This window comes from Oleiphilus sp. HI0080, from assembly GCF_001635135.1.
The window spans coordinates 1-12,533 of the sequence record NZ_LWFU01000473.1; the positions used below are offsets into that span (position 1 = coordinate 1).

Annotated in this window: 8 protein-coding genes and 4 tRNA genes; 11 read left to right on the forward strand and 1 reads right to left on the reverse strand. The window is 46.8% G+C overall.

What is annotated here, in order from left to right:
* The first annotated feature begins 138 nt into the window (after positions 1-138).
* The 3 genes from A3751_RS09775 (at position 139) to cysS (ending at position 4,601) form a co-directional block, all read left to right on the forward strand.
* Positions 139-1,437: a serine hydrolase gene (locus A3751_RS09775; protein WP_068455127.1), complete on the forward strand. Its 1,299-nt coding sequence runs from the start codon at positions 139-141 to the stop codon at positions 1,435-1,437.
* An 84-nt stretch (positions 1,438-1,521) separates the two neighbouring features.
* Positions 1,522-3,204, forward strand: a complete 1,683-nt coding sequence (locus A3751_RS09780) for a glutamine--tRNA ligase/YqeY domain fusion protein (protein ID WP_068455102.1) — start codon at positions 1,522-1,524, stop codon at positions 3,202-3,204.
* A gap of 8 nt (positions 3,205-3,212) precedes the next feature.
* Positions 3,213-4,601, forward strand: coding sequence for a cysteine--tRNA ligase (gene cysS / locus A3751_RS09785; protein ID WP_068455105.1), 1,389 nt, complete (start codon positions 3,213-3,215; stop codon positions 4,599-4,601).
* A gap of 62 nt (positions 4,602-4,663) precedes the next feature.
* On the opposite strand, the gene folD is transcribed toward cysS, so the two are convergent.
* Entirely contained in the window at positions 4,664-5,518 is an 855-nt protein-coding gene (folD, locus tag A3751_RS09790) for a bifunctional methylenetetrahydrofolate dehydrogenase/methenyltetrahydrofolate cyclohydrolase FolD (RefSeq protein WP_068455112.1), read from the reverse strand.
* Between the two features lie 218 nt (positions 5,519-5,736).
* Between folD and A3751_RS09795 the strand changes: the two genes are divergently transcribed.
* From A3751_RS09795 to lon, 8 genes are all read left to right on the forward strand, one after another.
* Positions 5,737-5,813 (forward strand) — tRNA-Pro (locus A3751_RS09795).
* A 39-nt stretch (positions 5,814-5,852) separates the two neighbouring features.
* A tRNA-Arg gene (locus tag A3751_RS09800) sits at positions 5,853-5,929 on the forward strand.
* Between the two features lie 24 nt (positions 5,930-5,953).
* Positions 5,954-6,029: transfer RNA gene (locus tag A3751_RS09805), tRNA-His, on the forward strand.
* A 52-nt stretch (positions 6,030-6,081) separates the two neighbouring features.
* Positions 6,082-6,166, forward strand: a tRNA-Leu gene (locus A3751_RS09810).
* Positions 6,167-6,352: 186 nt separating this feature from the next.
* Positions 6,353-7,663: a trigger factor gene (tig, locus tag A3751_RS09815; RefSeq protein ID WP_068455115.1), complete on the forward strand. Its 1,311-nt coding sequence runs from the start codon at positions 6,353-6,355 to the stop codon at positions 7,661-7,663.
* Positions 7,664-7,794: 131 nt separating this feature from the next.
* Positions 7,795-8,424 (forward strand): ATP-dependent Clp endopeptidase proteolytic subunit ClpP, encoded by a 630-nt coding sequence (gene clpP / locus A3751_RS09820; protein WP_068466472.1) that lies wholly within the window; start codon positions 7,795-7,797, stop codon positions 8,422-8,424.
* 89 nt (positions 8,425-8,513) lie between these two features.
* On the forward strand, positions 8,514-9,800 hold the full coding sequence (gene clpX, locus A3751_RS09825; protein WP_068455121.1) for an ATP-dependent Clp protease ATP-binding subunit ClpX: 1,287 nt from the start codon (positions 8,514-8,516) through the stop codon (positions 9,798-9,800).
* 148 nt (positions 9,801-9,948) lie between these two features.
* Positions 9,949-12,372 (forward strand): endopeptidase La, encoded by a 2,424-nt coding sequence (gene lon, locus A3751_RS09830; protein ID WP_068455124.1) that lies wholly within the window; start codon positions 9,949-9,951, stop codon positions 12,370-12,372.
* Positions 12,373-12,533 lie beyond the last annotated feature (161 nt).

Below are 12,533 nucleotides of genomic sequence, written 5' to 3' on the forward strand. Positions count from 1 at the left end.
GTGCGCCCCGCTTAGTTAATCTGGTTTTATGATTATTGTTATTTATGGCTAATCGTTTGTAAGGCGCGTGGTAAGCTTCTATCTTTAGCAAATAGGAATATCTTTTTAGAACAATAATTTAATGAAGTAGAGATGGTTATGTTGTTGGATGCATCGTTTAGTGGTTTGAACTACTCCCGAATAAAAGCAAATCTTGGTAACACAATCGTTGTTCCTGAGTCATTGGCTCAAGTGACGACTATTGAAAAGGCGCAGGAGGTCGATCCTGAAAGTGTAGAGATGACGCAGCGCGATGTTCGGGAGATTTGGGAGGCTGTCGAGGGGGTATATCGTACAGGTACGCACCCGGCTATTTCTCTTTGCGTTCGTCGAAAGGGTGAGATTGTTCTGCATAGGGCGATTGGGCACGCTTCGGGTAACGGGCCTTCAGATGATGCATCTGAGTCTAAAGTGCTGATGCGCCCGGAAACGCCGATTTGCTTTTTCTCGGCGTCAAAAGCCGTCACTGCTTTGTTGATTCATATGCTGAATGAGCAAAAGCTCATAAATCTGCATGATCCAATCAGTTTCTATGTGCCCGAGTTTGCCAAGAATGGCAAAAAGAACATAACGATTCACCAAGTGCTCTCACATCGCAGTGGCATTCCTGGTTTACCTGAGGGGCTTCCAGTTGAGACCTTGTGGGATAACGACACAATCTGGCGTTTACTGTGTGACGCCGAGCCAAGTTCTCCGCGCGGCGATAAGCTTGCCTATCATGCGTTGACGGGCGGTTATATTTTGGAGCGCGTTGTTAATAAGGTGACGGGCGATAGTATCCAAGCTTTGCTGGATAAACGAATCCGCAAGCCGATGGGAATGAAGTACTTCCAGTATGGTATCGATCCCAAATATAGCGACCGAGTTGCTACCAACTATGCAACAGGGATCAAACCAATGTTTCCGGTTTCCTACTTAATCAAAAGGGCACTCGGTGGGCCGCTTGATCAGGTTCAGCAAGTGACTAACGACCCTCGCTTTATGCAGGCGGTTATTCCGGCGGGTAACATTATGGGAACCGCGGAAGAGATGAACCGCTTCTTCCAGATGATGTCAAACGGTGGTACTTGGAAGGGTAAGCAGGTTGCAAAAGATATCACCATTCGTCGTGCCGTTCAGGAAGTGGCCTCGGTTCAGTTCGATCGCACTTTGATGCTGCCGATGCGTTACAGCGCAGGTTTGATGCTTGGAGGTCGGCCGGTTGGCGTTTGGGGCTTGAATAGTTCTGCTTCTTACGGGCACATCGGTTTGATTAACAAAATGGCTTGGGTTGACCCGAAAAGAGAGCTGACTGTGTCATTGATGACGAGTGGTATTCCGATCGTTGCGAATAATATTCCGTCTCTCGTCCGCTTCGTGAATACAATTTCGAAAAATTGCTCTGTAACAAGTGCATAAACACCTATTCTCGCTAGCCGGTATTCCGGCTATAATGCGCGCCCTTTCTACTGTTAGCATTGCGTCTCTAGGTGAATCACAACTATGTCGGACTCCGCACCAACTAAGTCTAAGCACTTCCTCGAAAACATTATTGAGGGCGATTTGGCGTCCAATAAGAACGATGGACGCGTTGTTACTCGTTTTCCTCCTGAGCCAAACGGCTATCTTCATGTTGGTCATGCGCGCTCTATCTGGCTGAACTTCGGTCTGGCGAATGCTTATGGCGGAGAGTGTAATCTCCGTTTTGACGACACGAACCCTGAGAAAGAGAGTCAGGAATTCATCGATGCAATTCAGGAAGATGTTCGATGGTTGGGTTACGAGTGGGCTGGAGATGTACGTTACGCTTCGAGTTACTTTGATCAGTTATACGGTTGGGCAAAATACCTCGTAGAGCAGGGCAAGGCGTATGTTTGTGAACTTACGGCTGAGCAGGCTTCAGAGTATCGAGGCTGGGCGACAAAGCCCGGGAAAGAGAGTCCATACAGGGGTCGCTCTGTAGAAGAGAATCTGCAGCTTTTGGAAAAAATGCGAGCAGGTGAATTCGATGAGGGTAAAGCGACTTTGCGAGCCAAAATCGATATGGCCTCTCCGAATATGAACCTCCGAGATCCTATATTGTATCGGATTCGCAAGGTTCCTCATCACCAGACGGGTGATAAGTGGTGTATCTACCCGAGCTATGATTTTGCCCATGGTCAAGAAGATGCGATTGAGGGTGTTACCCATTCAATTTGTACACTAGAGTTTCAGGCGCATCGCCCGCTTTATGATTGGTTAGTGGAGAATCTGCCTGTTCCATCCAAGCCTCGTCAGTACGAGATGGGGCGTTTGAATTTGAACTACACCGTTACCAGTAAGCGTAAGCTCAAGCAGCTAGTCGACGAAGGACATGTTTCCGGCTGGGACGATCCTAGAATGCCGACGATCTCTGGAATGCGTCGTCGTGGTTTCACGCCGCGTTCGATTAAGCAGTTCTGTGAGATGATTCCCGTGAGTAGCAAAAACAACAGTGATGTTGATGTTGCGCAGCTTGAGAAGGCCATTCGGGATGATTTGAATGATCATGCGCAGCGTGCAATGTGTGTGATGAACCCTCTTAAAGTTACGGTCATCAATATCCATGAGGCGGACGCCGGACTGAGCTTGAAGGCCGCGAATCACCCGAACAAGCCAGAGCTCGGCGAGAGAGAAATTCCGTTTTCAGAGACTATTTATATTGACCGTGAAGACTTCAATGAAGACGCTTCTTTGTCTCGTAAGAAATTTAAGCGCTTAGTTAGTGGCGAGTATGTTCGCTTGCGCAGTGCTTACATTATTAAGGCTGAAGACGTTATAAAAGATGATGCAGGTGAGATTGTTGAGCTGAAAGTTTCGTTGGTGCCGGGAACCGTTGGTGAAAATGTCGAAGGCATTAAGCCGCGCGGGGTTATCCATTGGGTTTCAGCAGAGCATGGTGTGAAGGCAACGATTCGTGATTATGATCGTTTATTTGCGCATCCGAATCCTGATGCGGGGGAAGAAGACTTTCTGACACATATTAATCCAGAAAGCTTTAAGGAATTTGAAGGTGTTGTGGAGCCTGCCTTATTAGGCGCTCAACCGGAGCAAGGTTTTCAGTTTGAGCGTGAAGGCTACTTTGTTGCTGATCGATATGATCACAAAGAGGGGCGAGCTGTGTTCAATAAGACCATCGGACTACGTGACGTTTGGAGTGGGAAGTAATAACGGCGATGAAAATTAAACTTCATAATACTTTAAGTGGTAAGAAGGAAGAGTTTGTACCAATCGAGCCTAATAAGGTTCGTATGTATGTATGTGGAATGACGGTATATGACTATTGTCATATCGGTCACGCTCGGGTCATGGTTGGCTTTGATGTGATTACGCGGTTTTTACGCCATGCGGGTTACAGCGTTACGTATATTCGAAACATCACAGACGTCGATGATAAGATTTTTAATCGCGCGAATGAGAATGGTGAGACCTACGATGCATTAACTGCGCGTTTTATCGATGCTATGCACGAAGATGAACGGGCGTTGATGGTGCTGCCACCAAGCCAGGAGCCCCGCGCTACCGAGCATATGTCTAACATTGTCAGAATGATAGAGACCTTAATTGAAAAGGGTTTCGCTTATGCAGCGAGTAATGGTGATGTTTATTATCGCGTTAAAAAGTTTGATGGTTATGGGAAGCTCAGTAAAAAGAATATTGAGGATTTGCAGTCTGGTGCACGAGTTGAGGTAGAAGCGCTCAAAGAAGATCCTCTTGATTTTGCGCTGTGGAAAGCAGCAAAAGAGGGCGAGGCTTATTGGGACTCTCCTTGGGGTAAAGGGCGTCCGGGTTGGCATATTGAATGTTCGGCGATGTCGACGTGTTGTCTAGGCAGTACATTTGACATTCATGGTGGTGGGCCGGATCTAAAGTTCCCACATCATGAGAATGAGATTGCTCAAAGTGAAGCGGCAACTGGCAAGACTTATGTGAATTATTGGATGCATGCCGGTGCAGTGCGGGTGAACAAGGAAAAAATGTCTAAATCACTAGGCAACTTTTTCACCATTCGTGAGGTGCTAGAGAAGTATGCGCCAGAAGTCGTGCGTTATTTTCTTATATCAAGTCAGTACCGAAGCCAGGTTGATTATTCTGAATCGAGTTTAGCTGAGTCTCAAAGCGCGCTTGATCGTATGTATCAGTCGTTAAGAGGTTTGGCGGTCACAGAAAGTGCGCTAGCGCAAAGCTATGTAGATCGTTTTGATAGTGCAATGGCGGATGATTTTAATACGCCGGAAGCGTTGGCGGTGATGTTTGATTTGGTGAAAGCGCTTAACTCAAGTCGCGATAGTGATTTAGAGGGGGCGAATAGATTTGCGTACACCTTAAAATACCTTGGCGAAGTTTTGGGGCTTCTGCAGTCCAATCCAGAGGATTACTTTAAGCAGGCTCCAGCGCAAGAGGGCGGGTTGTCTGAAGATGAAATTGAAGCCTTGATTTCGCAACGCACTCAAGCTCGAGCAGATAAAAACTGGGCAGAGTCCGATCGCATTCGTGATGAATTGGCGGGGCAGGGTGTTGTACTTGACGACAGTAAGGGCGGAACAAGTTGGCGTCGTAGTTGATATTGACTTATGGGAAGTAACAAAAAGGCGAGCAACTGGCTCGCCTTTTTGTTTTTTAATAATTAGTCGTGCAGGTGTTCTGCTGCGTAGAGCGTGTTCTCCATTAATGTTGCAACCGTCATTGGGCCGACACCTCCGGGAACAGGCGTTATCCAGCCGGCCCGTTCTTTAGCAACTTCATACTCGACATCACCTACCAGAGATCCGTCCTCGAGTCGATTGATGCCTACATCAACCACGATTGCTCCAGTTTTGATCCATTCACCTTTTACCAAGCCAGGTTTACCGGCCGCAACGATAACTATGTCTGCCTGAGAAACTTTCTCTGGTAGGTTGCGCGTGAATCGATGGGTTGTGGTGACTGTGCAGCCTGCCAAAAGCAGTTCCAGTCCCATTGGGCGACCGACTATGTTCGAAGCGCCAACAATGACCGCATCTTTACCACGGATTGTTTGGCCCGTGCTTTCGAGCAAGGTAATGATTCCTTTTGGGGTGCAGGGTCTTAAAAGAGGAAGTCGCTGCGCGAGCCTGCCAAGATTGAACGGGTGAAAGCCGTCAACATCTTTGTCCGGTCTGATGCGTTCTAGCAATGCGTCGCTGTCTAGGTGATCGGGAAGCGGAAGCTGAACGAGTATGCCGTCCATTTCTGGCGCGTTGTTGAACTTGTCGATAAGGGTTTCAAGTTCTTCCTGTTGCGTAGATGCAGGAAGGATAATTGCTTCGGAAGTGAACCCTATTTTTTCGCAGGCATTTGTTTTGTTGCGAACGTATACCTGCGAGGCAGGGTCGTCGCCTACCAGAATGACGGCGAGGCCAGGTCTTCTCTTGCCTTCTTTTACTCTTGACTCAACTTGTTTGGCGATTTCGCCCTTCAGGTTGTCGGCAATTCTCTTGCCGTCGATAATGTTTGCGCTCATTAGAATACTTGTGACACTCAGTGGGTGCGGTGGCTAACTCAGGATGCGCATTTTCTCATGGTCTTTTCATAATAAAAAGTGTTTTGCTGATCTAAGTTAAAGGGTATTTGCAGGCACAAAATATTTTAACTTTTTAGCGAGATTAAATGTTGACGAGGTTAAAAACCGTCTGTATTATTCGCGCCATCTTGTGAGGGGTAACCCAAGCAATGATGAGTCGGGGTATAGCGCAGTCTGGTAGCGCGCCTGCTTTGGGAGCAGGATGTCGGGAGTTCGAATCTCTCTACCCCGACCAATTTTCTACGAGAATGTAACAGGTAGAATCTGGGTTCGAGCGCCCGTAGCTCAGTTGGATAGAGCAACGGCCTTCTAAGCCGTGGGTCGTAGGTTCGAATCCTACCGGGTGCGCCATTTTTTGGCAGAGTCCGAGTAGTGGTGGGCGTAGCTCAGTCGGTAGAGCTCAGGATTGTGATTCCTGCGGTCGAGGGTTCGATCCCCTTCGCCCACCCCAATTCCTGTTACAAATGTGAGGGCAATCCTCATAAAGTTTTAAGTAGATATGTGCGAGTGTGGCGGAATTGGTAGACGCGCTAGATTTAGGTTCTAGTGTCTTACGGCGTGGGAGTTCGAGTCTCCCCACTCGCACCATGTTTATCTAGTTTGCAAAGTTTTTCTCCTTTCTCTTATTCCTCGTCGCTTAATGTGAACAAAATGCTTGCCAAGTACTGGCATGGCTCTTACTATTCGTCCCCCATTATTAGTGTACTGTGCAGGCTTTGCGGTTTCCGTGCCTGTGTTGAATTGATTTTAGAGTATTTGAGTTGAGGAATTTCCATGCAAGTTTCTGTTGAAACAACATCTTCCATTGAGCGTCGCGTCACCATTGGCGTTCCAGCAGAGCAAATAGAACAGGAAGTGGAGCAGCGACTGCAGCAAACAGCTCGTACTGTGCGATTGAATGGCTTCCGTCCAGGTAAGGTTCCACCAAAGGTCGTTAAAAAGCGTTTTGGAGCACAGGTTCGTCAAGAAGTAATTGGCGAGTTGATGCGCAACTCTTATATCGAAGCGTTGGGCAAAGAAGGGATTTCACCGGTTGGTTACCCTAAGTTTGAGCCAAAGCAGACTGAAGAAGGCAAGGATTTTGAATTCGTTGCTGTAGTCGAGGTTTACCCAGAAATTGAGGGTGTAAACGTAGAAGGTATCGAGCTTGAAAAGCCTGAGGCAGAGATTAAGGCGAAAGACATCAAGGACATGATTGACATGTTACGTCGTCAGCACGGTACGCCTAAGTCGGTCAAGCGCAAGTCCAAGAAGAAAGATACGCTTGTTGTCGATTACAAAGGTTTTGTTGGTGATGAGCAGTTTGAAGGCGGAACCGCTGAAGATCAACGCATCACGCTAGGTTCGGGTCAAATGATCCCTGGCTTTGAAGAAGGCTTGGTCGGTGCGAAAGCAGGTGAGGAAGTAGAGTTAAACGTTACCTTCCCTGAAGACTACGGAAATGAAGACTTGGCTGGCAAAGAAGCGCGTTTTGAAGTGACAGTTAAAGAGAATATAGAAATTGTTCTTCCTGAGATGGATCAGGAGTTTTTCAGTAAGTACGGCGTTGAGTCTGATGACGAAGAGGCGTTCAAAGCTGAGGTCGTGAAGAACATGGAACGCGAGCTGAAAAATGCGGTCGCTAACAACTTGAAGCAGCAAATGGTTGCAGCGCTTGCAGAGCAAAACGACATAGATATCCCTGAGTCTATGGTTGCGCAGGAAATCGAAACGATGAAGCGCGAAGCGATTCAGCAGTTTGGTGGTGGTCAGGATATGGATTTATCTCAGCTTCCGAACGAGTTGTTTGCAGAGCAGGCAACAAATCGTGTCAAGACTGGTTTGTTGTTCGCGGCGATCGTAAAAGAGAACGATATTAAGGCTGATCCTGCAAAAGTTGACGAGAAGATCCAGGAAATTGCGTCGACTTACGAAACTCCGGAAGAGGTTGTTACACATTACAATCAGGCAGAGAACCGTTCTCAGGTCGAGGCCGTAATTGTAGAAGATGCTGTTGTAGACTTGCTGCTGGAAAAAGCGAAGGTCAAAAAGAAGAAAATGTCCTATGAGGATGCTGTGAAAGCGGCAAACGCGCAAGGTAAATAATTTAAAGCGCGAGCCTGAAGAAGACGTTTTTTTCAGCTACACTTAAAAACAGCCGGTGATTCACCGGCTGTTTTTGATTTAGGGCTTGAAAAATGCCCGACTAACCACGATGTATGGTAAGGAAGAAACTAATGAGCAACAGGGGTTCTATGAGCGATTCACCAACAGTTATTACGAATAGTGGCCTTGTGCCTATGGTCATTGAGCAGACTGCTCGTGGTGAGCGTTCTTTCGATATATATTCGCGTCTTCTAAAAGAGCGTGTGATCTTTCTTGTAGGTCAAGTCGAAGATCATATGGCTAATCTTGTAGTCGCCCAGTTGCTGTTTTTGGAGTCGGAAAATCCCGACAAAGATATCCACCTCTACATTAACTCTCCTGGTGGGTCCGTGACGGCAGGGCTTTCCATTTATGACACGATGCAGTTTATAAAGCCTGATGTGTCTACTCTATGTATCGGTCAAGCGTGTAGCATGGGCGCCTTTTTGTTGACTGGCGGGGCAAAAGGTAAGCGCCATTGTCTTCCGAATGCAAGGATGATGATTCATCAACCTTTGGGCGGATATCAGGGGCAGGCGACTGACATTGAGATACATACGAAAGAAATTCTTACGATTCGTGACAAGCTGAATCGTATTATGTCTCATCATACTGAGCAGGACTTAGAGACCATCGCGCGCGATACAGATCGTGACAATTTTATGGATGGTTCTGCTGCAGTTGATTATGGTTTAATTGATTCAATCATCGATAAGCGATAGTAGTCTTTTGATTGATTCCCTGGCGATGTCAGTGAGCATGGAAGCGCTGATACAGGCATCGTAAGTAACATTCAGGAATAGGAATAGAAATGTCTGACGATAAAAACGGCAAAGGCGAAGATAACGGCAAGCTACTTTACTGCTCTTTCTGCGGGAAGAGTCAGCACGAGGTGCGCAAACTCATAGCAGGCCCTTCAGTATTTATTTGCGATGAGTGTGTGGATCTTTGTAACGATATTATTCGTGAAGAGATTCAGGAAAGCACAACAGAGGAAAGCTCTGATCGTTTGCCTGTGCCGCAGGAGATCAAAACGACTTTAGACGATTATGTGATTGGTCAGGATCGAGCGAAGGTGGTTCTTTCTGTAGCTGTTTACAATCACTATAAGCGTTTGAAGTACAGCGGTGGTAAGAAAGCGGATGTCGAGCTTGGCAAGAGTAACATATTGCTGATTGGTCCAACCGGTAGCGGTAAAACTCTGTTGGCAGAGACATTGGCTCGCCTCCTTAATGTTCCATTTACGATTGCTGATGCAACGACGCTTACGGAAGCGGGTTATGTAGGTGAGGATGTCGAGAATATCATTCAGAAGCTCCTCCAGAAATGCGACTATGACGTTGATAAAGCGCAGCGTGGTATCGTCTACATAGATGAGATCGACAAGATTTCGCGTAAGTCCGACAATCCATCCATTACGCGTGATGTTTCTGGTGAAGGTGTTCAGCAGGCCTTGCTCAAGCTAATTGAAGGTACTGTTGCGTCTGTTCCTCCCCAGGGAGGGCGCAAGCACCCTCAGCAAGAGTTCTTGCAGGTAGATACATCGAATATTTTGTTTATTTGTGGCGGAGCCTTTGCTGGCTTGGATAAAGTCATTCAGGATCGGTCTGAGAAGAGCAGTATCGGATTTAGTGCGACAGTGAAAAGCAAGGAGGCAGAGAAATCAGTTGGTGAGACTCTGCAGGACGTTGAGACAGAAGATTTGGTTCGTTATGGCTTAATACCTGAGTTTGTTGGTCGTTTGCCTGTTGTAGCCACGCTCAATGAGTTAGACGAAGATGCATTAATGCAGATTCTGACTGAGCCTAAGAACTCGCTCACCAAACAGTATCAGCAGCTCTTTGAAATGGAAGGTGTTGAAGTTGATTTTCGAGAAGATGCATTGCGCGCTGTGGCCAGAAAGTCAATGGAGCGTAAAACTGGTGCTCGTGGCTTGAGATCGATTCTAGAAAATGTGTTGCTGGATACGATGTACCACATACCCTCAGAAGACGGTATTAGCAAGGTTGTTGTTGATGAAAGTGTGATTGATGGTGATTCTGATCCGATTCGCATTTATGACAATAAAGATCAGGCCAAGGCTGTCCCAGAGGGATAGTGAGAAGCATTGCTGTCAAAAGCCCAGCTCATTGAGTTGGGCTTTTTTGTTTGGCATAGAGAAAACTTGGAATAGTTGAGCGTGCCTCCTTGTAAATAAAAAGTAAGACCCTATTTACAAAGTAATGCCGCGAGTAGGAGAGATAAGAATGAGTGATGCAGAAGTAAAGAAAGCGAGCGATAGTTTGTTATTGCCTATGTTGCCATTACGAGACGTCGTCGTCTTTCCGTCTATGGTAGCTCCTTTGTTTGTAGGTCGCGAGAAGTCAATTCTTGCTCTAGAAGCTGCGATGGAAGCGGACAAGCAATTGTTGCTCGTCACCCAGAAAGATGCTGGTCACGATGATCCGGGCCTTGATGAGCTCTATGGTGTCGGTACTCTAGCAACCATATTACAGATGTTGAAACTACCTGATGGCACTGTGAAGGTATTGGTTGAGGGAGAGAAACGCGTGGTTATCGATTCTCTCGATGAAGACGCGTTTGCATCGGCGGTCGCTCACGAGCTCCCTGAAACTAAGCCAGCGACTAGCGAACTACAGGGATTGGTTAGTGCGCTAAGCAGCGAGTTCGAGAAGTTTAGTAAGTTAAGCAAAAAAGTTCCTAGTGAGGTTGTTAGCTCTCTTGTTGGAATCGAGGAGCCACTCCGTCTAATTGATACCGTTGCCACACACTTGGAAATGAAGATTTCTGATAAGCAAGAAGTGTTGGAAGAAGGTGATGTGACTCAGCGAGTAGAGTATCTACTTGCTGTCATTGAGGGTGAAATCGATCTTATACAGGTGGAAAAGCGTATTCGTGGTCGCGTTAAGAAGCAGATGGAGAAAAGTCAGCGCGAGTATTACTTAAACGAGCAGATGAAAGCGATTCAGAAAGAGATGGGCGCGCTCGGTGAGACAGGTAATGAATTTGAAGAGCTTGAGAACAAGATCGCCGAGGCAGGCATGCCGGTTGAAGCGAAACAAAAGGTTGAAGGTGAGCTGAAAAAGCTGAAAATGATGTCACCTATGTCCTCAGAAGCCTCTGTTGTCCGCGGTTATATTGAGTGGCTAACGGATTTGCCTTGGAAGAAGCGCAGCAAGGTGCGTCATGATTTAGCAAAGGCACGAGAAATTCTTGATAGCGATCATTATGGGCTCGATGAGGTCAAAGACCGCATATTAGAGTATCTTGCGGTGCAAGCACGCGTTAAAAAGCTGAAGGGGCCTGTGCTTTGTTTGGTTGGGCCTCCGGGTGTAGGTAAAACCTCTCTCGGGCAGTCTATCGCTAGAGCGACAAACCGAAAGTTTACGCGTGTCGCTTTAGGTGGCGTTCGTGATGAAGCCGAAATTAGAGGTCATCGCCGAACTTATATTGGCTCTATGCCAGGTAAGCTGGTTCAGAAGATGACAAAGGTCGGTGTTAAAAACCCGCTCTTCTTGTTAGATGAAATTGATAAGATGGGGATGGATCATCGTGGTGACCCTGCCTCGGCTCTCCTTGAGGTTTTAGACCCAGAACAGAATCACACCTTTAATGATCATTATTTGGAGGTTGATTATGACCTCTCCGACGTAATGTTCGTTTGTACATCTAATTCGATGAATATTCCTCCTGCGTTGCTTGATCGAATGGAGATTATTCGTATTCCGGGCTACACCGAAGATGAAAAGGTGAATATTTCTCAGCGCTATTTGATTCCAAAACAGGTTAAAAATAATGGCCTCAAGGCGGGTGAGCTTGAGATCGAAGAGGATGCGATTCGAGACATTGTTCGTTTCTATACGCGAGAGGCTGGAGTCCGTGGGTTGGAGCGTGAAATCGCCAAGCTATGCAGGAAGGTCGTAAAGTCGATTGCGTTAAAAGAAATTGATCCGGAGCTTACTGTATCTAGTTCTAACCTTGCTGATTACCTTGGTGTGCGTAAATTTAGCTATGGTACTGCTGATGAGGAAGATCGTATCGGGCAGGTTACTGGTTTAGCTTGGACTCAGGTGGGCGGCGAGCTTTTGAGTATTGAGTGCTCTACTGTTAAGGGCAAAGGTAAGGTGGTGCGGACCGGCTCGTTGGGTGATGTAATGCTAGAGTCAATACAGGCAGCAATGACGGTCGTGAGAAGTCGAGCTGATGTGCTGGGTATCGATTCTGAGTTCCATGAACAAAACGATGTGCATATTCACGTTCCGGAGGGTGCGACCCCTAAAGATGGTCCTAGTGCTGGTATCGCTATGTGCACAGCGATGGTTTCTGCCTTTTCAGGTGTTCCGGTAAAAGCAGATGTAGCTATGACTGGTGAAATTACACTGAGAGGTCAGGTTTTGGCGATTGGGGGGCTAAAAGAGAAGTTGCTTGCTGCGCATCGCGGAGGCATTCAAACGGTCGTGATCCCTCACGAAAATGAGAAGGATTTGAAAGAGGTTCCTGACAATATTAAAGAGTCTCTTGACATCATTCCGGTGAAGTGGATCGATGAAGTGCTCGACATTGCTTTGGCGTATCCGCCTGAGGAAAAATCTGGAAAGCGGTCCTCGAGTGTGTCAAAGAGTACAAAAAGTAGCTCGAAACGGACGGAAGGGCGAATAAATACGCATTAGCGCAAATGCTTCCTTGACAGTGGTTTTGGACAGTTGGTATAACTTGTTACGACGTCTGGCAGCAGTATTCTAGAGGGCTCCGAGACCACTCGATAGATTTTCTATAAGATAGAGATTTCTATAATTAAGAAGAATTAGATCGCGTCTTATTGTTTATTCAA